Source organism: Bradyrhizobium sp. R2.2-H (assembly GCF_004346455.1).
Lineage (GTDB): Bacteria > Pseudomonadota > Alphaproteobacteria > Rhizobiales > Xanthobacteraceae > Bradyrhizobium > Bradyrhizobium diversitatis.
In genome coordinates, this window is sequence record NZ_SMBR01000019.1 from 1 (window position 1) to 20,499 (window position 20,499).

20 protein-coding genes are annotated in these 20,499 nt (G+C 64.0%); 11 read left to right on the forward strand and 9 right to left on the reverse strand.

Annotated elements, in window-relative coordinates:
- Positions 1-191 precede the first annotated feature (191 nt).
- A complete protein-coding gene (locus EDE08_RS33810) occupies positions 192-581 on the reverse strand; it encodes a DUF1330 domain-containing protein (RefSeq protein WP_207913173.1) in 390 nt (129 codons plus the stop codon).
- 105 nt (positions 582-686) lie between these two features.
- Here EDE08_RS33810 and EDE08_RS33815 point away from each other — a divergent pair, with 105 nt between their 5' ends.
- The gene (locus tag EDE08_RS33815; RefSeq protein WP_165936322.1) at positions 687-1,622 is read left to right on the forward strand and encodes a DMT family transporter; all 936 of its coding nucleotides are present in this window, start codon (positions 687-689) and stop codon (positions 1,620-1,622) included.
- Between the two features lie 90 nt (positions 1,623-1,712).
- Positions 1,713-2,690, forward strand: a complete 978-nt coding sequence (locus EDE08_RS33820) for a Bug family tripartite tricarboxylate transporter substrate binding protein (protein WP_131874042.1) — start codon at positions 1,713-1,715, stop codon at positions 2,688-2,690.
- 253 nt (positions 2,691-2,943) lie between these two features.
- Here the strand turns inward: EDE08_RS33820 and EDE08_RS33825 are convergent, their stop codons facing one another.
- Positions 2,944-4,629, reverse strand: a complete 1,686-nt coding sequence (locus EDE08_RS33825) for a methyl-accepting chemotaxis protein (protein ID WP_131874040.1) — start codon at positions 4,627-4,629, stop codon at positions 2,944-2,946.
- A gap of 250 nt (positions 4,630-4,879) precedes the next feature.
- Here EDE08_RS33825 and EDE08_RS33830 point away from each other — a divergent pair, with 250 nt between their 5' ends.
- The 6 genes from EDE08_RS33830 (at position 4,880) to EDE08_RS39300 (ending at position 10,900) form a co-directional block, all read left to right on the forward strand.
- Positions 4,880-5,923: a C-terminal binding protein gene (locus tag EDE08_RS33830; RefSeq protein ID WP_131874038.1), complete on the forward strand. Its 1,044-nt coding sequence runs from the start codon at positions 4,880-4,882 to the stop codon at positions 5,921-5,923.
- Between the two features lie 86 nt (positions 5,924-6,009).
- A complete protein-coding gene (locus tag EDE08_RS33835; RefSeq protein WP_131874036.1) occupies positions 6,010-7,356 on the forward strand; it encodes an ABC transporter substrate-binding protein in 1,347 nt (448 codons plus the stop codon).
- Positions 7,357-7,530: 174 nt separating this feature from the next.
- Positions 7,531-8,487, forward strand: a complete 957-nt coding sequence (locus EDE08_RS33840) for a carbohydrate ABC transporter permease (RefSeq protein ID WP_131874034.1) — start codon at positions 7,531-7,533, stop codon at positions 8,485-8,487.
- Entirely contained in the window at positions 8,480-9,376 is an 897-nt protein-coding gene (locus EDE08_RS33845; RefSeq protein ID WP_061880788.1) for a carbohydrate ABC transporter permease, read from the forward strand. The genes EDE08_RS33840 and EDE08_RS33845 overlap by 8 nt, the downstream gene beginning before the upstream one ends.
- A 126-nt stretch (positions 9,377-9,502) precedes the next feature.
- Positions 9,503-10,471, forward strand: coding sequence for an MBL fold metallo-hydrolase (locus tag EDE08_RS33850; protein WP_131874032.1), 969 nt, complete (start codon positions 9,503-9,505; stop codon positions 10,469-10,471).
- Between the two features lie 78 nt (positions 10,472-10,549).
- The gene (locus EDE08_RS39300) at positions 10,550-10,900 is read left to right on the forward strand and encodes a hypothetical protein (protein ID WP_131874030.1); all 351 of its coding nucleotides are present in this window, start codon (positions 10,550-10,552) and stop codon (positions 10,898-10,900) included.
- Here EDE08_RS39300 and EDE08_RS33860 read toward each other — a convergent pair.
- Positions 10,881-11,774 (reverse strand): LysR family transcriptional regulator, encoded by an 894-nt coding sequence (locus tag EDE08_RS33860; RefSeq protein WP_131874028.1) that lies wholly within the window; start codon positions 11,772-11,774, stop codon positions 10,881-10,883. The genes EDE08_RS39300 and EDE08_RS33860 overlap by 20 nt on opposite strands.
- 134 nt (positions 11,775-11,908) lie before the next feature.
- Here EDE08_RS33860 and EDE08_RS33865 point away from each other — a divergent pair, with 134 nt between their 5' ends.
- Together EDE08_RS33865 and EDE08_RS33870 are read left to right on the forward strand one after the other, a co-directional pair.
- Complete coding sequence (locus EDE08_RS33865) at positions 11,909-12,916, forward strand: alpha/beta fold hydrolase (protein ID WP_131874026.1); 1,008 nt, start codon at positions 11,909-11,911, stop codon at positions 12,914-12,916.
- Between the two features lie 149 nt (positions 12,917-13,065).
- Complete coding sequence (locus EDE08_RS33870) at positions 13,066-14,421, forward strand: esterase-like activity of phytase family protein (RefSeq protein WP_131874024.1); 1,356 nt, start codon at positions 13,066-13,068, stop codon at positions 14,419-14,421.
- Between the two features lie 192 nt (positions 14,422-14,613).
- Here EDE08_RS33870 and EDE08_RS33875 read toward each other — a convergent pair whose 3' ends face one another.
- The 6 genes from EDE08_RS33875 to EDE08_RS33900 all read right to left on the reverse strand — a co-directional run bounded on the left by EDE08_RS33875 (position 14,614) and on the right by EDE08_RS33900 (position 20,028).
- Positions 14,614-15,459 carry an energy transducer TonB gene (locus EDE08_RS33875; RefSeq protein ID WP_131874022.1) on the reverse strand — a complete coding sequence of 282 codons (846 nt, stop codon included), beginning with the start codon at positions 15,457-15,459 and terminating at the stop codon, positions 14,614-14,616.
- Positions 15,459-15,905, reverse strand: a complete 447-nt coding sequence (exbD, locus tag EDE08_RS33880) for a TonB system transport protein ExbD (protein WP_131874020.1) — start codon at positions 15,903-15,905, stop codon at positions 15,459-15,461. Before exbD ends, EDE08_RS33875 begins: the two co-directional genes overlap by 1 nt.
- A 3-nt stretch (positions 15,906-15,908) precedes the next feature.
- A complete protein-coding gene (gene exbB, locus EDE08_RS33885; RefSeq protein ID WP_131874018.1) occupies positions 15,909-16,685 on the reverse strand; it encodes a tonB-system energizer ExbB in 777 nt (258 codons plus the stop codon).
- Positions 16,686-16,708: 23 nt separating this feature from the next.
- The gene (gene hutX, locus EDE08_RS33890; RefSeq protein WP_131874016.1) at positions 16,709-17,215 is read right to left on the reverse strand and encodes a heme utilization cystosolic carrier protein HutX; all 507 of its coding nucleotides are present in this window, start codon (positions 17,213-17,215) and stop codon (positions 16,709-16,711) included.
- Between the two features lie 30 nt (positions 17,216-17,245).
- Positions 17,246-17,581, reverse strand: coding sequence for a heme-degrading protein HmuQ (hmuQ, locus tag EDE08_RS33895; RefSeq protein ID WP_131874014.1), 336 nt, complete (start codon positions 17,579-17,581; stop codon positions 17,246-17,248).
- Positions 17,582-17,679: 98 nt separating this feature from the next.
- A complete protein-coding gene (locus EDE08_RS33900) occupies positions 17,680-20,028 on the reverse strand; it encodes a TonB-dependent hemoglobin/transferrin/lactoferrin family receptor (RefSeq protein ID WP_207913175.1) in 2,349 nt (782 codons plus the stop codon).
- A 261-nt stretch (positions 20,029-20,289) separates the two neighbouring features.
- Between EDE08_RS33900 and EDE08_RS39305 the strand changes: the two genes are divergently transcribed.
- On the forward strand, positions 20,290-20,496 hold the full coding sequence (locus tag EDE08_RS39305; protein ID WP_131874010.1) for a hemin uptake protein HemP: 207 nt from the start codon (positions 20,290-20,292) through the stop codon (positions 20,494-20,496).
- The last annotated feature ends 3 nt before the right edge of the window (positions 20,497-20,499 follow it).

The following is a 20,499-nucleotide window of genomic DNA, read 5'->3' on the forward strand; positions in this document are numbered from 1 at the left end:
CGGACCGAACCATGAACGACTGTTACCTATCCATCCGGTCTGGTTTGTTACCCATCCATCCGCTGGACAGCGAAGCGCCGGATGAGGGGTATCCACACGCACATTCCAATGAGAGTTGGACTCGCTGAGAGAAACCCCTCACCCGTCTCGCCCACAAGGGGAGAGGGGAAGAAGCGCGCGCGACGGACAGCCTACTTCGTCTTGAACTTGCTGTAGGCTTCGCTGGTCGCGATGATCACGTGCTCGGCGCAGCCGTTGATGCGATGCGGATCGGCCTGCGTCTCGTAAGCCTCGGACGTCATCATGTCGAGGAAGGCCGCGACCGTCGGATAATAGACCAGCGCCACAAAGTCCCATTCGTTGCCACCGTGCGGACCGAGCGCGACCGCCTTGGCCTCGCCGGTCCAGAGCAGCGTGCCGCCGCGTGCCCTGATCATCGGCACCGTGATTGCGCTGTAGCGAAGATAAGCGTCCCAGCCGGACCCGTTGCCGTCGCGCGAACGCGCATGGAAACGCATCAGGTTCAGCATCACCACCGGCGCCTGCGGATCGAGTTGCTCCAGGCCCTCAACGTTCAACATATTGACCGCCAATGGCACCTCCTCGGGTCATGCCTGCATTGTAGCATTGCGACCCTGTGACTTGTGTCACAACGACAATCCGGCGCAAGCTTTCATGCAACGCCAATGACGACCGCCTCGCCCGCGCCACCGGCCTCGAATCCGGCCAGTTGGCTCAACAACCAGCCTTATCTGCTGCTCAGCCTGACCTCGCTGTTCTGGGCCGGAAACATCGTGCTCGCACGCCATGTCGGCGCGCATGTGCCGCCGCTGACGGTGACCACGATCCGCTGGTACGGTGTGTTCCTCATCCTGTTGCCGTTCGCCTGGCCGCATCTGAAGCGCGACTGGCCTGCCCTGCGCAAGAGCCTGCCGCTGATGCTGTTCCTGTCGCTGGTCGGCTTTGCCTTCAACAACGCGATCTCGTACTGGGCGATGCAATACACCGAGGCGCTGAACGCGCTTCTGATCCAGTCGGCAGGTCCCCTGTTCGTGGCGTTGTGGTCGCTGGTGCTGTTCGGCGTGCGGCTGACGGGCGCGCAGCTCGGCGGCATCGCGATCTCGCTGCTCGGCGTGCTGATCATCATCCTGCGCGGCGATCTCGCCGCGCTCACGAGCATCAGCTTCAACAGGGGCGACATCATGTTCGCCTCCTCGCTGGTGGCGTTCGGCATCTACTCCGCCTTCATCCCGCGGCGGCCGAAGATCCATCAGCTCTCCTTCCTGTCCTTCACCACCTGCTGCGGCGCGACGATGCTGCTGCCGACGGCGATCTGGGAGGCCGCAAGCGGCCGCGTGCTGCAATTCGACGCGATCACGCTGGCGACGCTGGGCTACATCCTGATCTTTCCCTCCACGCTCGCCTACCTCTTCTTCAACCGCGGCGTGGCGCTGATCGGGCCGAACCGGGCGGCACCGTTCTTCCATCTGGTGCCGGTGTTCGGCTCGGCGATGGCGATCCTGCTGCTGGGCGAAAAGCTGCAAGCGTTCCACCTGATCGGCTACGTGCTGGTGCTCGCCGGCGTCGTGATCGCATCGCGCCAGGGCTCGGCGGTGAAGTAATTCCACGTGACGGGCGGCAAACTCACGCCTTTCGATTTCATTGAAGAGACGCTAGGTTCCCCGCCAACGAAAAAGAGGGAACGACTCAAGATGATTTCAGGGCTGATTCGAAACTTGCGCACCATCGGCGCGGCCGCGCTGTGTCTTGCCGCCGCATCCACCGCTCAGGCCGACAACTATCCGAGCCGCAACATCACGCTGGTGCTGCCGTTCGCGGCCGGCAGCGGCACCGACACCACGACGCGGCTGATCTCGCAGCATCTGTCGCAGGCGCTCGGCGTCGGCATCGTGATCGAGAACAAGGCCGGCGCCAACGGCATGCTCGCGGCGACTTATGTCGCGAAGGCGGCGCCCGACGGCTACACGCTGCTGGTGACGACCAACACCACGCATTCGGCCAACCCCTATCTGCTCAAGAGCCTCACCTACGATCCGGTCAAGGATTTCACCCCGATCGCGCGCACCGGCGACCTGCCGTTCATGCTGGTCATCAATCCGGAAGTGCCGGCCAAGTCTGTCGCCGAGCTGGTCGCGTACGGCAAGGCCAATCCGGGCAAGCTCAGCTACGCATCGGGCTCGTCGTCGGCGATCGTCTCAGGTGCGACCTTCGCGCACAATGCCGGGCTCGACCTGTTGCACGTGCCCTACAAGAGCTCGCCGCCGGCGCTCAACGACGTCATGGGCGGCCGCGTCTCGATGATGTTCGTCGACATCCTGACCGGCCTGCCCCACGTCAACGGCAACGCCCTGCGCGCGCTCGCCGTCACCACCAAGGACCGCTCGCCGCTGGTGCCGCACCTGCCTTCGATGCAGGAGGCCGGCGTGCCCGACTTCGACATCTCGTCCTGGCAGGGCTATTTCGGGCCGGCCGGCATGCCGAAGGAGATCGTGACCCGGCTCAACACCGAGATCAGGAAGATCGTCGAGAATCCGGAGATCAAGGCCAAGCTCGCCACGCTCGGCATGGACGCGTTCTCGGGGACGCCGGAGCAGCTCGGCACGTTCGTGAACGAGCAGCTCGTGCTGTGGGAGAAGCTGATCACGAACGCGAAGATCGAGAAGCAGTAGAGTCCACGGCACGGCTCTCGTAGGGTGGGCAAAGCGTAGCGTGCCCACCGACATCTCGACGAGCTCAAAAAGATAAGGTGGGCACGACGCTTCGCGTCTTTGCCCACCCTACGAATTCAGCGTACTCCACATCTTCCGTCATGGCCGGGCTTGTCCCGGCCATCCACGGATATCCGTGCGCGCGGTGCTCGAGAACGTGGATGCCCGGGACAAGCCCGGGCATGACGACCGCGTAGAGTTCTTGCGCGACGAGTTACGCCGCCCGCACCTTGGCGAGGAAGCCATCGACGGCGTTGCGCAGCGCGCCGGATTGGCTATCCAATTCGCGTGCGTTGGTGAGCACGTCGCCGGCCGCCGTGCCGGTCGCTTCCGCGGCCGAGGTGACGCTGCCGATATTGGCGTTGATCTCGCTCGAACCGGCCGCGACCGACTGGATGTTGCGCGCGATCTCGCGCGTCGCCTCGCCCTGCTGCTCGATCGACGCGGAAATGCCCGCGGTGATCTCGCTCATCTCGGCGATGGTCTGGGTGATGCCGGAGATGGCCGTGACCGCGTCGCTGGTCGAGGTCTGCATTGCCGCGACCTGCGCGGAGATCTCCTCGGTCGCCTTCGCGGTCTGGTTGGCCAGCGCCTTGACTTCGGAGGCGACGACCGCGAAGCCGCGGCCGGATTCACCGGCACGTGCCGCCTCGATGGTGGCATTGAGCGCGAGCAGGTTGGTCTGCGCGGCGATCGAATGGATCAGCTTGACGACTTCGCCGATCTTCTCGGCGCCGGTCGAGAGCACCTGCACGGTGGCGTTGGTGCGCTCGGCGTCGCTGACGGCGCGGCTCGCGACCTCGGTCGAGCGGGTGACCTGGCGGGAGATTTCCGCAACCGAGCTCGACAGCTCTTCGGCGGCCGCCGCGACCGTGCCGACATTGCCGGAGGCCTTTTGCGAGGCAGCGCCGACCGTCGCGGCACGCGAGGAGGCGTCGCTGGCGGTTGCCGTCATCGACTGCGCCGTCGTCTGCATGCCGGCGGCGGCCGAGGAGACCGAGCGGACGATGCCGTTGACGCTGCGTTCGAAGTCGTTGGCGATCTCTTCCATCGCGCTGCGACGTTCCGCCGCGGCGCGGTCCTTGGCATCGGCCTCGGCTTGCTCGATCTCGCGGATGCGAACCGCGTTGTCCTTGAAGATCTGCACGGTCGAGGCCATCGCGCCGACCTCGTCGCCGCGGCCGACGCCCGGAATGTCGCCCTCGAGCTTGCCGTCGGCGAGGTCCTTCATGCGGGCGCCGAGCAGCGCCAGCGGGCGGCTGATGCCGCGACCGATCAGCCAGGCAACGCCGCCGGCGACAATGAAGATGCCGAGCATTGCAATGCCGAGCATCCAGTAGACCGGCCCCATCTTGGCATCGATGTCGTCGAGATAGGCGCCGGTGCCGAGATACATGTCGAGGCCGGGCACCGCGACCGCGTAACCGATCTTGCGGATCGGCTTCTCCTGACCGGGCTTCACATATTCATAATGCAGCAGGATCGACCCGTTGGCCTTGACGCCGTCCATCAGCTCGACCGACAGCTTGCGGCCGTTGGTCATGACGTCCATGCGGTTCGCGCCGATCACCTTCGGATCGGGCGCGAGCTGGGTGATGCCGTCGTAGGACGTACCGAACAGGTAGCCGGCGCCGTTGTCATAGGTCATCGCGTTGCCGTAGCGGCGAAGCTCGGCCATCGCCGCGTCCTTCGTCATCTCGCCGGCATCGACGCGCTTCTTGAGCGCGGCAGCATAGTTGCGCGCCATCTCCACGATCGCCTTGGCCTGGTCGATGCGTGCGTTCACCATCTCCTGCTTCATCAGGTAACCGGCGAGGAGGCCGGAGATGCAGAGACCCAACAGCGTGACGCCGACGAGGATGCCGAGCTTCGGGGCGATCTTCAGATTGCTCAATTTCACGGGTTGGCTCCGGCAATGATGGGTACGGGCGCGCGACGGAATCGACTAAATCGAATCAACTTTTAGTGCGGGAGCCCTTAGCAAGTTACTTACGTGCCTCCGTAGAAGCCCGGACCGCGCACGGGAAAACGGAAATATACCTTGCTCACGACAACCGGGAATTGTACGCAACCGCCCCGATTTCGCGTAAAAGGCGCAAAGGCCCGCCACGAAGGCGGGTCACAACAAGAAACCAAATCGGGAGCATGACATGCCGAAATACAGGGTGGTGACGCCGAAGGGTGCGAGCTTCACCGTCGCGGGCAGCGATTATTCCTATGAGCGCGAGGCGCTCGATCCGATCGATGCCGAGATCGTCGAGGCGCCCGCCGACGAGGCCGGGTTCATCGCCGCCGCAAAGAATGCCGACGCCATCTACGCCAAGGGCATCCCGATCACCAAGTCGATCATCGACGCGCTCGAGAGCTGCAAGGTCATCACGCTCGGCTCGGTCGGCGTCGACAGTGTCGACGTCAAGGCCGCCACCGCGCGCGGCATTCCCGTCACCAACATCCCCGACACCTTCATCGAGGAGGTCGCCGACCACGCCATGATGCTGCTGCTCGCGGGCTTCCGTCGCCTGGTCGAGCAGGACAGGATGGTGCGCGGCGGCCGCTGGGCCGAGGGCCGGCCGGCGCTGCTCAAGATCCCGCGCCTGATGGGCCAGACGCTCGGCTTCATCTCGTTCGGCCGCGTGGCGCGTGCAGTTGCGAAGCGCGCGGCGCCGTTCGGCCTGCGCATGATGGCTTATGATCCGTTCATCCAGGAAACCCTGATGTACGACCACGGCGTGATCCCGGCGACGCTGAACGAGGTGTTGTCGCAATCCGACTTTGTGTCGATGCACGCCCCGGCCCGGCCCGAGGTGCATCACATGCTGACCGAGAAGCATTTTCGGCAGATGAAGAAGGGTTCGATCTTCATCAACACGGGTCGCGGCGCCACCGTGGACGAGGAGAGCCTGATCAAGGCATTGCAGGAGGGCTGGATCGCGCACGCCGCGCTCGACGTTCTGGAGAAGGAACCGCCCTCGCACAACAATCCGCTGCTCGGCATGGAGAACGTGACCCTGACCGCCCATGTGGCGTCGGCCTCGGCACGGTTTGACGAGGCACGCAAGCGCCGCGTGGGCTACGAATTGTCACTGGTGCTTCAGGGCATGTGGCCGGTAAGCTGCGTCAATCCGTCGGTGCTGCAGAACACCGCGCTCCGCCGCTGGCAGCCCGTCAGCATGGACCGGGGACCGAACAGCTAGGCGGGCGGCGTAGAACGCGCCGACGACCGAAACGGCCCTTCACCGGCGATCAACGCCGGGGAGGGAGACATCATAGGGAGGAACCGATGAGGAACGACATCACACGTCGTGACGCCTTGGCGCTGGGCCTGTCCGCTGCAACGCTCGCAGCCACCGGTGCTGCAGCGCAAACATCCAATATCAAGGCCGCCGACGTGGCGGCACCCAAGCGCGAGATCGAGAAGGGCGCGTCCCTGCGCATGCTGCGCCCGGTGCGCTTCGTCCAGGCCGACGAGGACGTGTTCCGCGCCAACGCGGCGAAGTTCACCAAGGAGACCGGGGTCGAGGTCAAGGTCGACTTCGTCGGCTGGGAAGACATCAACCAGCAGACCGCCGTGACCGCCAATTCCGGCGCCGGTCCCGACATCATCATCGGCTTCTCGGATGCGCCGCACATCTACATCGACAAGCTGATCGAGCTGACCGACGTCGCCGACTATGTCGGCAAGAAGTATGGCGGCTGGCTGCCGCTGGCGCAACGCTATGGCAAAAAGAACAAGAGCGACGCCTGGATCGGACTGCCGTTCGGTGCCACAGCGGGGCCCCTGATCTACCGCAAGTCGATCCTGCAATCGGTCGGCTTCGACAAGGTGCCGGAAGACCATGCCGGGATTCTCGACCTGTGCCAGAAGCTGCACAAGGCCGGCAAGCCGGCCGGCTTCGCGCTCGGCAACGCCAAGGGCGACGGCAACGGCTTCGCAAACTGGGCGCTATGGTCGCACAACGGCTCCCTGCTCGACGAGGAAGGCAACGTCGTCATCAACAGCAAGGAGACGATCGCCGCGCTGAACTGGGTCAAGCAGCTCTATCCGACCTTCATCGCCGGCACGCCGTCATGGAACGACGTCAGCAACAACCGCGCCTACTCCTCGCAGGAGATCTCGCTGACCGCCAACGGCGTCTCGCTGTACTTCTCGCTGAAGAACGACCCGGCGACCAAGGCGATTGCCGAGGACAGCGAGCATCAGCTGCTGCCCAAGGGTGTTGCAAAGATCTCGCCCATGGCCGGCCTGACCCTGAACGCCATGGCGTTCAAGCACAGCCAGTACCCCAACGCCGCCAAGGCCTTCCTGCAATACATGCTGGAAAAGGACCAGTACGAGCCGTGGCTCAATGCCAACTCCGGCTACTGGTCCCAGCCGCTGGCCGCCTATGCCGAGGCTGCCGTGTGGTCGCAGGATCCCAAGGTGAAGCTGTTCAAGGACACCATGAACAGCACCTATTACGACGGCTACAAGGGCCCGATCTCGACGGCGACGGGTGCCGTCAGCGCCGACTACGTGCTGATTCAGATGTTCGCGTCCGTCGCAACCGGCGCTGCCACTCCGGAGGCTGCCGCAGCAGAGGCCGAGCAGCGCTGCAAGCGGTACTTCCGGCGGCAAGCCGCGAAGTAACGTCCCGATAATGCGGCCGTCATTGCGAGGAGCAATGACGAGCCGTCATTCCGGGATGGTGCGCAAGCACCAGACCTCAGGTGCGCAAATGCGCACCGGAAAATCTCGAGATTCCGGGTTCGATGCGCGCATCGCCCCGGAATGACCTTGGAGCCCTGAAAAGACGAAGGTCCGATGTCCGTAACCGCTCTTTCAACGCACAGCGCGCTGGCCCGGCAGCCGAACTGGATCGTGCGATTGTTCGACTACAAGCCGTTCCTGATCGTGATGTGCCTCGCGCCCGCGATCGGGCTGCTCACCGTGTTCCTGACCTATCCGCTCGGACTCGGCATCTGGCTCGCCTTCACCGACACCACGATCGGCCGCCGCGGCATCTATGTCGGCCTGGAAAACTTCCAGTATCTGCTCACCGATCCCTTGTGGTGGAACGCAGTGTTCTACAGCGTGGTCTATACGGGAATCGCGACCTTCGGGAAGTTCGCGCTCGGCTTCTGGCTGGCGCTCCTGCTCAACAACCATTTTCCGTTCAAGAGCCTCCTGCGTGCGATCATCCTGCTGCCGTGGATCGTGCCGACGGTGCTCTCGGCGCTGGCGTTCTGGTGGATCTACGATCCGCAGTTCTCGATCATTTCCTATCTTTTGGTCGACGTGCTGCACTGGCGGTCGAGCAATATCGACTTCCTCGGCTCGCCCTGGCCGGCGCGATTCTCGCTGATCGCCGCCAATATCTGGCGCGGCATTCCCTTTGTCGCGATCTCGCTGCTGGCGGGCCTGCAGACCATTTCGCCCTCGCTCTACGAGGCCGCGATGCTCGACGGCGCCAGCGCCTGGCAGCGCTTCCGCTACATCACCTTCCCGATGATGATGCCGATCCTCGCCATCGTCATGACCTTCTCGATCATCTTCACCTTCACCGATTTCCAGCTGGTCTACGCCATCACCCGCGGCGGCCCGGTGAACTCGACGCATCTGCTGGCGACGCTGGCCTTCCAGCGCGGCATCGCCGGCGGCGAGCTCGGCGAAGGCGCGGCGATCGCGGTTTCGATGATCCCGTTCCTGGTGTTCGCGACGCTGTTCTCCTATTTCGGCCTGGCGCGACGCAAGTGGCAGCAGGGAGAGGCCAATGACTGACACCGTCGCGCAACCGACCGCGGACGCCAAAGCCGCGCCCGACACCATGGCCTGGGATTCCGGGCTGCGGCGGCTGATGATGATCTACCTGCCGCTCGGCTGCTTCGTGCTGATCCTCTTGTTCCCGTTCTACTGGATGGCGATCACCTCGTTCAAGCCGAACGCGGAGCTGATGAACTACAAGGACAACAACCCGTTCTGGATCTCCTCGCCGACGCTCGCCCACATCAAGCACCTGCTGTTCAACACCGCCTATCCGCGCTGGCTGACGACGACGATGCTGGTCGCGGTCGGCTCGACCACGCTGTCGCTGATCGCGAGCACGCTGGCCGCCTACGCCATCGAACGGCTGCGCTTCCGCGGCAGCCCCTATGTCGGCCTCGGCATCTATCTCGCCTATCTGGTGCCGCCGTCGATCCTGTTCATTCCGCTCGCCACCGTCGTCGTGCAGTTCGGCCTGTTCGACTCGCCGCTTGCCCTGATCCTGGTCTATCCGACCTTCCTGGTCCCGTTCTGCACCTGGCTGCTGATCGGCTATTTCAAGTCGATTCCCTACGAGCTCGAGGAGTGCGCGCTGGTGGACGGTGCGACACGGCTGCAGATCCTGCGGCGGATCACGCTGCCGCTCGCGGTGCCCGGCCTGATCTCGGCCGGCATCTTCTCCTTCACGCTGTCCTGGAACGAGTTCATCTACGCGCTCGCCTTCATCCAGAGTGGCGCCAACAAGACCGTGCCGGTCGCGATCCTGACCGAGCTCGTCACCGGCGACGTCTATCAGTGGGGCGCACTGATGGCGGGATCGCTGCTCGGCTCGCTGCCGGTCGCGATCTTCTATTCGCTGTTCGTGGACTATTACGTCTCCTCGCTAACCGGCGCGGTGAAGGAATAGCTGGCCGCCTCGCACAAACGATCGTGCTATCGTGATAGATCGCATGCCTGCTCCGATGCTACCCGCTGGACCGGCGGCGGGGGAGCGTTGGCGTTATCGATACTCGCTCCAGAAAGCGAGGATTTCATGGGATCGTCAAAACTCCCCTCAATGTCCAGACGAGGCTTTTGCCTGTGCTGCGTCGGCGGTGCTTTCGCCGCCACGACAGGTTGGCTTACACCGAGGCAGGCATATGCCGAGGCCCGCGGTATCGTCAGCCTGATCAAGGACAGTGCTGCGACATCTCCGATCACGACCTACAAGCTGCCCAACAACATCAGTGTGCTCGATGGGTCCGGCGGCAATATCGCGGTGCTAACAGGCCCGGACGGAAAGCTGCTGGTCGACGCCGGCATCGGCGTCTCGCGCCCTCAGCTCAGTAAGGCCCTCGCCGAACTCGGCGGCGAGCCGGTCACGCATCTGGTCAACACGCACTGGCACTTCGACCATGCCGACGGCAATGAGTGGCTGCATGCGGCAGGCGCGAAGATCGTAGCCCACGAGAACACCCGCAAGCATCTCTCTGGCATCCAGCGGGTCGAGGACTGGGACTACAATTTCCTCCCCGCTCCCGCCGGCGCTCTTCCGGCCGAGGTCTTCGCCAGGGAGCATGAGCTGAAGCTCAACGGGGCGTCGATTTCGCTAAAGCACTACGGACCCGCGCACACCGATAGCGATATCTCCGTCTCGTTCGCCGAGGCCAACATCCTGCATGCGGGCGATACCTACTGGAACGGCATCTACCCCTTCATCGACTATTCCACCGGCGGCAGCATCGACGGCATGATCTCGGCATCCGACGCCAATCTCGCCGCGACCAAGAGCGATACCATCATCATTCCTGGCCACGGCAAGCCCGTCAGCAACAAGGCCGAGCTCCAGGAATTCCGCGACATGCTCGTCGCCATCCGCGACAATGTCGGCAACCTCAAGAAGCGGGGAAAGACCAGGGACGAGGCTGTTGCCGCCAAGCCAACCGCAGCGTTCGACGCGAAATGGGGGCAGTTCGTCGTCGATCCCGGCTATTTCACCAGGCTGGTCTACGAAGGCGTGTGAAGCGCTGCGGCCAGCTGCGGCGTTTGGCCCAGCTTTACAAAACTGCAACGTGCCGTCCGAAGGCGTGCGTCCGCCAAGATGGAACGCACATGCGGGACTTTTCTCAGCACCGTCGCAACGACCCTCACCGCCAGTTCTGCGCTGGCGCGGAGCGAGGGCGAATTCCCGGCCAAGCTCGCCGGCCACGTGGTAATGCCGGCCGGGTCGTTCATCGACGCGCCGATCGATCTCGAGGCCCCAGGCAAATACACCACCGGCAAGCAGGTCGACGCGCTCGTCACCGGCGACGTCTACCAGTGGGGCGCGCTGATGGCGGGATCGCTGCTCGGCTCGCTGCCGGCCGCGATCTTCTACTCACTGTTCGTGGATTACTACGTCTCGTCGCTGACCGGCGCGGTGAAGAGAATAGCTAGGCGAGCCGCGCCTTGAGGCGCGGCGTGGCCCAATCCAGAAAGGCGCGGAGCTTGAGCGGAGCGGGCTTTCGCTCCGCGTAGACGATATGCACGGGCCAGGGCGCCTGCTCGAATTCCTCCAGCATGAGGACGAGCTTGCCGGAACGCCGCGCCGCCTCCATCTTGTAGGACATCACCCGCGTGACGCCGGCACCCGCGACGGCAGCTTCGACCGCCGCTTCCGAGTCGCTCACAGTCAATCTCGACCGTATCGGCACCGTGACTTCGCTGCCGTCCTTGACGAACTTCCAGCTTTTCTGCGCCGAATGGCTATCGACGCCGATACAATCGTGCGACGCGAGTTCGGCGGGGTCGCTCGGGTGCCCCCGCTTCGCCAGATATCCGGGACTGGCGCAGAGCACGAACCGGACCGAGCCGACCCGGGTCGCGATCAGGTTGCTGTCCGGCAGACTGCCGATTCGAATCGACACATCGATATTCTCGTGGACGGTGTTGACGATGCGATCGGTAAGGACGAGCCGCAGCGCGATCTCGGGATAAGCCTCCATGAACTCGAGCGCGATCGGCAGAAGATGCATGTGGCCCAGTCCCCACGGCGCCGTGACCGCGAGATCGCCCCTCGGACTTCTGTATTCGCCGGAGACCTCCCTCTCGGCATCGTCCACCTGCTCGATGATCCGCTTGCAGGCCTCGATATAGGATCGTCCCGCATCGGTCAGCATCATCTGGCGCGACGACCTCTGAAACAGCTGGGCGTTCAGCCGCGCCTCCAGCTCGGCAACCGTCCGGCTGACCGTCGCGACCGGCATCCTGAGGCGCCGGGAGGCTGCCGAGAAGCTTCCTGTTTCATTGACGGCGATGATCACCGACATCGCCTCCAGCCGGTCCATCAGACGCGTCTTTCCGTAACCTGAGAAGTTGCTTCTCGATCATATGGACTGATCCCGCCGCTCGCAATCGGCTACCCGAAGCTCGCCGCGGACTTTGGAAATGCGACGGCTGGAAGCTTGCCTGGAAAATGATCATGACTACCGAGAACATCACGCGCCCATCAGCCGGCCTCGATCGCCGGCACCTCGTCCTCGGTCTGTCCGGGGTTGCCGTTGCCGCTACTACGCCGGCTGCGGCGGCGAAACCGCAACACGATCGCTCCAAGACGGGGAGCGGCTATCCGGTCACGTACCATCGGACCAAGACGATCGACGGGATCAACATCTTCTACCGCGAAGCCGGGCCGAAGGATGCGCCCGTGGTGCTGCTGCTGCACGGTTTTCCGACATCGTCGCACATGTTCCGGAACCTGATTCCGGCCCTGGCCGACCGGTACCACGTGATCGCTCCCGATTATCCCGGCTATGGCCAGAGCGACATGCCGCCGCGCGCGACATTCAAGTACACGTTCGATCGCTTCGGCGAACTCGTCGACGGCCTGCTCGACCAGCTCGGCGTCAAGCGCTACGCGATGTACGTCATGGACTACGGCGCGCCGGTCGGCTGGCGGCTGGCGCTCAAACATCCCGAGCGCATCAGCGGCCTCATCGTTCAGAACGGCAACGCCTACGACGAAGGACTGAAAGAGTTCTGGAATCCGATCAAGAAATACTGGGCCGACGGGTCAGACACCAGCCGTCAGGCGCTGATGAAGCTGCTGACCCTGGAGACGACCAAATTCCAGTACACCGACGGCATGTCCGACGTGAGCCGCATCTCGCCCGACAACTGGGTCCATGACCAGGCGCTGCTGGACCGGCCCGGCAACAACGAGATCCAACTGGACATGTTCTACGACTACCGGACCAATCTGCCGCTATACCCGGCAGTGCAGGCCTACTTCCGCAAGCACAAGCCGCCGACGCTGATCGTGTGGGGCAAGAATGATTTCATCTTTCCGGCCGACGGCGCCCATCCTTACAAGCGCGACCTTCCCCAGGTGGAGTTTCATCTCATCAACTCCGGCCATTTCCTGCTCGAGGACAGGTTCGACGAGGTAACGCCCCTGATCCGCGATTTCCTCGCTCGCAAGATTGCCTGAGGCGCAACGAGATCGGATCAAGCGTCACCGAACCCGATTCCGATCTCCTCGCCGCCAAACAGCAGCCGGGCCTGCGGCCTTTGGCCCGGCTTCACAAAACTGCAATGCACCATCCGCATAAGGCATGCGTCCACCAACAGGAGACGCACATGCGCGCGACCCTTCTCAGCACCGTCGCAACGATCATTCTCACCGCCAGTTCTGCGATGGCGCAGGGCGAAGGCGAATTCCCGGCCAAGCTCGCGGGCCACGTGGTGATGCCGGCCAGCTCGTTCATCGACGCGCCGGCTGACGCACCCGCCGATCTCAAGACCGCAGGCAAATATACCACCGGCAAGCGGGTCGACGCGCTTGGCACCGTCATGGGCAAGTCCTACGAGCGACCGACCGGCGTGTCGCTGCCGTTCAAGGGCCAGCCGCTCCAGGGTCATTCGGGCATCAAGACCATGCCCGACGGCAGCTTCTGGGTCATCACCGACAACGGCATGGGTGCGCGCGCCAACTCGCCGGACTCGATGCTGTACCTGAACCGCTACAAGATGGATTGGGCGAGCGGCAAGATCGAGCGACAGGAAACCATCTTCCTGCACGATCCCGACAAGAAGGTGCCGTTCCGCATCGTGCATGAGGATACCCAGAAGCGCTATCTCACCGGCTCCGATTTCGACACTGAAGGCTTCCAGATCGTCGGCGACACCTTCTGGATCGGAGACGAGTTCGGCCCCTATATCCTGAAGGCCGACAAGTCGGGCAAGATCCTCGGCGTGTTCGACACGGTTGCCGACGGCAAGCCAGTGCGCTCGCCGGACAATTGGGCGGTCGCGACGCCGGGTGCGCCGGGCGCGACCTATACCAACGTCAATCTCCGCCGCTCCAAGGGTTATGAGGGCTTCGCCGCGTCGAAAGACGGCAAGTTCCTCTATGGCTTGCTCGAAGGACCGCTGTGGGATGCCGAGAAGAAGGACTGGGAGAAGGTCGACGGCAAGGAAGCCGCCCGCATCCTCGAATTCGACGTCGCCGCGGAGAAGTTCACCGGCCGCTACTGGCAGTATGTGTTCGAGCAGAACGGCAACGCCATCGGCGACTTCAACATGATCGATCAGGCCTCCGGCCTCATCATCGAGCGCGACAACGGCGAAGGCACCGCCGACAAGGCCTGCCCGCAAGGCCAGCGCGGCGAGAACTGCTTCCCTGACCTCGCCAAGTTCAAGCGCGTCTACAAGATCGAGCTCTCCGACGCCAATGTCGGCAAGCCCGTGCGCAAGATCGGCTATATTGACCTGATGAAGATCAAGGATCCCGACAAGAAGGCGCGCAAGTCGCTCAACGACGGCGTCTACACCTTCCCGTTCTTCACCATCGAGAACGTCGACCGCGTCGACGACACCCACATCATCGTCGGCAACGACAACAATCTGCCGTTCTCCTCCAGCCGCGATCCCAACAAAGCCGACGACAACGAGTTCGTTCTGCTCGAGGTCGCGGATTTCCTGAAGGCGAAGTAGCCTCTTTAGTCGTGACATACTCCGCCGTCGTCCCGGCGAAAGCCGGGACCCATAGCCCCAAACGGAAGTCGTGGCGCGAGATGGTGCTGACGAGTCTTCGTCAAACCTGATCCTGTGAGTATGGGTCCCGGATCAGCGCTCCGCTTCGCTGCGCTTGTCCGGGACGACGGCTGAGTTTGCGGGGATGGCACGTCACCTCACCGTAAACTCCACCGGGATCGTAAAACTCATCGAGCCGTTCCTGATCTCGTCCGGGATGGGTGGGAACGGCGAGGCTTGGCGGATCATCGCCATGGCCTGGGCGTCGAAGACGGCGACGCCGGACGAGCCGCCGAGGCGGCTGGACGTGACTTGCCCGCTGCGGCTGAGAGTGAAGCTCAGCCTCGCGACGCCGCGCTGGCTACCCCCACCTGACGGATATTGGTGGAAGCGCATCAGATGCGCGCGGACGCGTTGATTGTAGGATGCAATCGCGGAGGCCATCGCACCCGCACTCATGGCGGACGCCATCGGCGCCTCGCGCTCGGCGCGCGGCGGTGCGCTGGTGCGCGGCGCGGGCGTTGCCTCCGACGGCTTCTTTGCCTCGCGGCGAACCACCTTCGGCTTAACTGGAGCGGGCTTTTCGACCGGCACGATCTTCGCCGGCTCGGGCTTGGCCGGCTCGGGCTTGGCCGGCGTCGGCTCAAGCTTTTGCTCCGGTGGCGCGACGACCTCCGGCTTCTCCTGCGGCGGCGTCGGCGCGATGGCTTCCTCGACGGCCTGCTGCTGGACGGGTTCCGGCGGCGAGGCGTCGGCCTCTTGCATCACCGGTCCTGGGGCGACGTCGTCCTGCGTCGGCTGCGGCGCCGAGGTCACGGGGGCCATGTCGATCATGATCGCCGGCAGGCTGACGCCCTGTTCGGGCTGCGACTTGAGCCAGTTCGCCGCAAGCAGCGCGGCGGCCACATGCAACGCCACGATCACGGCCGCCGAGACACCCCAGCGCGCGCCCTCGCGCTCGCCCAGCGGCTCGTGCAGGGCGAAGACGTTCGCGGCCATCAGCTGCGTCCGTCGAGGCCGACGAGGGCGACCTTGAGATAGCCGGCATTGCGCAAGCTGTTCATCACCTCCATCAGGTCGCCATAGGAAACGGCCTTGTCGGCGCGCAGATAAATGCGCTCGTCCTTGCGGCCTTTGGTGGCTGCATCGAGCGCGCCGCTGAGCGCGTCGCGGCCCACGATATCCTCACCCACCGCGATCGAAAGATCCGGCTTGACGGTGACGAAGACCGGCTTGTCGGGCCTCGGCGCCGGTTCGGCCGCGGTGGCCGGCAGATCGACGCCGATGTCGACGGTGGCAAGTGGAGCCGCCACCATGAAGATGATCAGGAGCACCAGCATCACATCGATGAACGGCGTGACATTGATCTCGTGGGTGACGTCGAGATCGCCGGGGTCGCCGCGCTTGAGCGCCGATGGCGAACGTGCGCCGAGCTTGGTGGCCATGGCCTACTCCGCAGCCCGCGCCAGGCGGAGATGGCCGTGGTCGCGCTGGCGGCTGACCAGCAGCATGAGCTGCGCCGAGGCGTCGCCGAGCAGGGCGCGGTAATTGGCAATGCCGCGGACGAGATGATTGTAGATCACGACCGCCGGAATCGCGGCGACGAGACCGAGGGCGGTCGCGAGCAACGCTTCCGCAATGCCGGGCGCGACGACCGCAAGACTGGTGGTGTGGCTCTCGGAGATGCCGATGAAGGAATTCATGATGCCCCAGACGGTGCCGAACAGGCCGACGAAGGGCGCGATGGCGCCGATGGTCGCAAGCGCGCCGGTGCCGCGTGCAATCTGCCGCGACATCGCCGCCTCGACCCGCTCCAGCCGTAGCGCCACCCGCTCCTGCAGGCCGTCGTCGAGAATGCCGCCGGAGAGCTCCGCTTCCCTGGCGCATGACTGGATGAGCTGGGCGACTGCGTCGCGCGCGTCGCCAGCCCTTGCGGATGCCTCGGCCAGCGTCATGTTGCCCTCGAGGGCGCGCGTCCGCCGCAGGGCGAGCGAGCCCTTGCGGCGCAGCTCGATGGTCTTGGCGAGCCACACCGTCCATGTCACCAGCGAGGCAATGGCGAGCCCGACCATCACGATCTTCACGATGATGTCGGCGCCGACGAACATGCCCCAGGGCGAGAGATTGCGCGGCAACAGCGCTTCGTCGATCGCGAAGGCCGGCGCCGGCGCCAAGGCCAGCGCGATTGTGAGGATCACGTGCCGAAGCCTGGAACTGCCCTGCATCCCGATCTCCCGACAAATGGAAGTTACGTCGAAGGCTTCGCCGCGCTGCGGTCAGCCAGCCGGCGGAACCGCGCCAGCTGGTCTGCGCGCAGCGCCCGCGCCTCGTCGCGGCCGACGAAGACCTTGAACATGATGCCGCCGTCGGCGTTGACGAACGCGACGAAGGCCGAGGACTTGCCCATGAAGGGCCGCTCGACGAAGGCGATGCCTGCGCAGCGCTCGTGGCGGAGATGGCCATGCAGGCCCTTCGGCTGCATCAGGTTGAAATAGCCCCGGCCGATCTCGCCCGCGGGAATTGGGCCCGTGAACTCGAAGATCGCATCATCGGTGTGGACGATCAGCGTGACCTCGCCCCATTCCGCGATGTCCTGCATGGCGGCGGCAAAGTGCTCGCCGCCCCCGATGCGCATCATGGAAGGCGGCAGCGCCTCGATCACCGCGCGCGGGGTGACCTTGCGCTCGCGCGCAACGTCTTCGATCACCGCACCGGGATTGTCGGCCATATACGCCTTGAGATCGGTGCTCGGCATGTCCTGCTCCCTTTCGTGATCGGCCGCGATCTAGGCAGCCGCGCTCGCCTTGCGCTCGGTCATGATGACCTCGAACCCCTCGAACTTGGGATGACCGAGATAGAGGCTCTCGCCGGTCTTGTTGTCGGCACGCGCATGGGCGCGGCGGAATTCCTCCGAGCGCGTCCAGGCCTCAAACGCCGCCTTGTCGATCCACACCGTGTGCGAGGAATACAGCGTGTGGTCCTCGGCGACCGGCCCCTTGAGCAGATGGAATTCGACGAAACCCGCCATGCCGCCGAGATAGGACTCCCGCGTCCGCCAGACGGTTTCGAACGCGGCCTCCGAGCCAGGTTTCACCTGAAAGCGATTCATAGCGATGAACATAACGGTCTCTCCTTGCTATCAAGACGAAAACGCGCCGAAGCCGCGCTGGAGCATCAGCGCGGCCCGGCGGTGGTTGTGGAGCTGCGGGGCCGATCGGCTTACGCACCTCCAAAGTGGATCTTCATTCCGGCCTTGTAGACTCTGCCCGGACCCGGGCTCGACCACAGCACGTCGTTCTGCGAGGTGCCGTCAGTCGAGCTGCCGGGAACGGCGTAAGGCCGGTAGTACTGGTTCAAGAGATTGTCGATCGACGCCGTGAACACGATGTCCTTGGTCGCGTTGTAGGTCAGGTACAGGTTGACCAATTCGTAGCCGGTTGCGGGCAGATAGCCGGCGGGCACGTCGTTGTTGGCGCCGAACGAGGCCCACTGCGCCGACAGGATCAGCGTGCGATCGAGCAGGCGGACACCGCCGGTCGTGACGACCTTACGTGGGGTGATGGTCGCAAGCCCGATATTGGTCTGGACGTTCTTGCCCTGGATGTAGTGCCCGGCGACGCCGATGAACCAGTCGCCGGCATCGTACATCGTCTCAGCCTCGAAGCCCTGGATGCGAGCATTGGCGATGTTCTGATACTGGTAGTACTGGCTGAACGAGCCGAACCCGGTCGGCACCGGCGTGGACGCAACGAGGTCGATGTAGTCGCTGACGTCGTTGCGGAAGAGATTGATCTTGCCGCGGAAGGAGTCGTTGGCGCTGAAGATGTTGTCGTATTTCAGGTTGAAGCCGACTTCCTTGTTCTTGCCGACCTCTGGACGAAGGCTCGGGTTCGGCAGGAAGCAGAACAGCCCCACCGTGCCGTTCGGGCAGACGAAGAAGGCCGGTCCGCCACCAGTCGCATGTGCGCCGGAAATCACCGTCTCGGTGATCGAGGGCGCGCGATAGCCTTCGGCGTAGCTGACATAGGGCTGGAAGCCTGGCACGGGCGTAACGCCGAGAGTGATCTTCGGCGAGAAGCGGTCGCCGCCGGCGCTGGTCCGCCCCGAATCGAGGTCGTAGCGGTCATAGCGGATCGCGCTCACCGCCTCGAACCAGGTGCCGTAGTTCTGCTTCAGCTGAAGGAAACCGCCCGACACGGTGCGGATGCCGCTCGGCGTCGTGATGTTGGAATTGCCGCGGCTGTCGGTAGTGATCACATCGTCCTGGAAGGCGTCGATGCCCCAGGTGACGGCGTTGCGCCAGTCGCCGACGTTGAAGCGCGTGGTGTTGTTGACGTCGATGCCGTAGGTATCGAGGACATAGCCGCGCTTGTCGCCGACACAGCCTGAAATGTTGTTGCCGAAATTGCCCGTCCCGCAATAGGCGCCGCCGGACGTGGAATAGTGATAGGTCTTGGTCTGGTCGTTGTCGACGCGATTGCCGTAGATCGACATGTGCCAGTCGAACAGGTTGTCGCTCGGCAGCGAATAGTTCCAGGTGATGGTCCCGGTGTAGTTCTTCGCATCGGAAGCGTAGACCGACGAGCCTTGATAGAGCGCTCGCTGCGCCGCCGTTGCCACCGGACCGCGGTTGAACTGGCCGATATCGTATTGATAGTCCTGGAAGACGGCGCCGAACTTGACCTCGTGACCGAGGGCCGGCCGCACCGTGAGCTTCATCAACCCGGCCTCGACCTGGTTGCCGGTGTTGCCGATCTCGGTGCCGTTGCCGTCCTTGTAATTGCCTTGGGTGCGGTAGACCGCGCCGCCGAAGATATCGACGTCGGGCGTGGCGCGCACGCCGCCGAACACCGAGCCTAGACCGCGATTGTTGTTGGAGCCGTAGGAGCCCGAGAGATCGACGCCCCAACGCTCGCCGGGGCGCAGCACGTCGTTGATGTCCTTGGTACGGAACGAGACCAGGCCGCCGATCGCGCCGGAACCGTAGATGTTGGCGGTCGGTCCGCGCACCACATCGACCCCGCCGATCAATTCAGGATCGAGGAAGAAGGAGCCGTTGGCGTTGTGGCCGGTGCGCTGGTAGTTCTGCCGCGCGCCATCGACGACGACCGCGACGCGCCCGAAATCCTGCAAGCCGCGAATGTTGATGACGGTCGCGGGATCGTCGCCGCGCTCCTGAAACGACACGCCGGGAATGGCGTAGAAGATGTCCGACAGGCGGTTCGGCTGGAGTCCCTGGATCTTGTCCAGCGAAATCGCGCTGACGGGCGCGAGCGCATCGATCGCCCGCTCCGGGGTCTTGGTCGCGGCGACCGTGATGGTATCGAGCGTCTGCACGGGTGCAGTACCGCCAACCTGCGCGTGCGCATTCATGACGTCGGGCGTCGCCTGCTGCGCGACCTGCGGCTTGGCCGGCTTGCGCTTTGCCGGCTTCGGCCGCTCCGACGCCGCACTTTCGGCTTGCGGCGATGCGGTCTGCGCGAGACTGCTCTCCGTCACCAATGCTGCAATTGAAACCACCGACGCGCCCAAAATCAGGGCGCGCGAATACCTAGCCCCGTCAGCCATATCAGCCCCAGCCTGCACTTCGTTTTAGTTTTTGATGTCTTCTGGCTGGCGCGCGCTCGCAACGCGAGCGACTGGCTGGCTGATCGTCTCGATAGGCGGGCGAGTTCCCCGCTGTCAGAAATGGTTACGTGGCAACACTCTGACGGTCAATGACATCGGGTTGCAGTTTATATCGATTGTAAACTGCGACGGTTGGAATGCGCTTGGCGCCGCCTATACAAACGGACGGTACTCCAGGTTCGAAAGCGCATCACACCGACAATGTCAGCAACATCGGGAGACAGCAGCGGCAGCGCGGCAGGGCCGGCACAAAGCCCTTCCCCAGCAACGCGGACTCTCACCATGCGAGGGGACCGGATCGACAGCCGCGAGCTGTTTGCCGCCGAGCGCGAGATCATCATTGCGCATGGCGAGGACAGTTATCGTCTCCGTCTGACCTCGCAGAACAAGCTGATCCTGACGAAGTAACTG

Excerpts from the sequence above, each read along its gene's own strand:
- EDE08_RS33810 (WP_207913173.1), bottom strand. The coding sequence starts at position 581 with ATGTTGAACGTTGAGGGCCTGGAGCAACTCGATCCGCAGGCGCCGGTG.
- EDE08_RS33815 (WP_165936322.1), top strand. The coding sequence starts at position 687 with ATGACGACCGCCTCGCCCGCGCCACCGGCCTCGAATCCGGCCAGTTGG.
- EDE08_RS33820 (WP_131874042.1), top strand. The coding sequence starts at position 1,713 with ATGATTTCAGGGCTGATTCGAAACTTGCGCACCATCGGCGCGGCCGCG.
- EDE08_RS33830 (WP_131874038.1), top strand. The coding sequence starts at position 4,880 with ATGCCGAAATACAGGGTGGTGACGCCGAAGGGTGCGAGCTTCACCGTC.
- EDE08_RS33835 (WP_131874036.1), top strand. The coding sequence starts at position 6,010 with ATGAGGAACGACATCACACGTCGTGACGCCTTGGCGCTGGGCCTGTCC.
- EDE08_RS33840 (WP_131874034.1), top strand. The coding sequence starts at position 7,531 with ATGTCCGTAACCGCTCTTTCAACGCACAGCGCGCTGGCCCGGCAGCCG.
- EDE08_RS33845 (WP_061880788.1), top strand. The coding sequence starts at position 8,480 with ATGACTGACACCGTCGCGCAACCGACCGCGGACGCCAAAGCCGCGCCC.
- EDE08_RS33850 (WP_131874032.1), top strand. The coding sequence starts at position 9,503 with ATGGGATCGTCAAAACTCCCCTCAATGTCCAGACGAGGCTTTTGCCTG.
- EDE08_RS39300 (WP_131874030.1), top strand. The coding sequence starts at position 10,550 with ATGGAACGCACATGCGGGACTTTTCTCAGCACCGTCGCAACGACCCTC.
- EDE08_RS33860 (WP_131874028.1), bottom strand. The coding sequence starts at position 11,774 with ATGGACCGGCTGGAGGCGATGTCGGTGATCATCGCCGTCAATGAAACA.
- EDE08_RS33865 (WP_131874026.1), top strand. The coding sequence starts at position 11,909 with ATGACTACCGAGAACATCACGCGCCCATCAGCCGGCCTCGATCGCCGG.
- EDE08_RS33870 (WP_131874024.1), top strand. The coding sequence starts at position 13,066 with ATGCGCGCGACCCTTCTCAGCACCGTCGCAACGATCATTCTCACCGCC.
- EDE08_RS33875 (WP_131874022.1), bottom strand. The coding sequence starts at position 15,459 with ATGGCCGCGAACGTCTTCGCCCTGCACGAGCCGCTGGGCGAGCGCGAG.
- exbD (WP_131874020.1), bottom strand. The coding sequence starts at position 15,905 with ATGGCCACCAAGCTCGGCGCACGTTCGCCATCGGCGCTCAAGCGCGGC.
- exbB (WP_131874018.1), bottom strand. The coding sequence starts at position 16,685 with ATGCAGGGCAGTTCCAGGCTTCGGCACGTGATCCTCACAATCGCGCTG.
- hutX (WP_131874016.1), bottom strand. The coding sequence starts at position 17,215 with ATGCCGAGCACCGATCTCAAGGCGTATATGGCCGACAATCCCGGTGCG.
- hmuQ (WP_131874014.1), bottom strand. The coding sequence starts at position 17,581 with ATGTTCATCGCTATGAATCGCTTTCAGGTGAAACCTGGCTCGGAGGCC.
- EDE08_RS33900 (WP_207913175.1), bottom strand. The coding sequence starts at position 20,028 with ATGGCTGACGGGGCTAGGTATTCGCGCGCCCTGATTTTGGGCGCGTCG.
- EDE08_RS39305 (WP_131874010.1), top strand. The coding sequence starts at position 20,290 with ATGTCAGCAACATCGGGAGACAGCAGCGGCAGCGCGGCAGGGCCGGCA.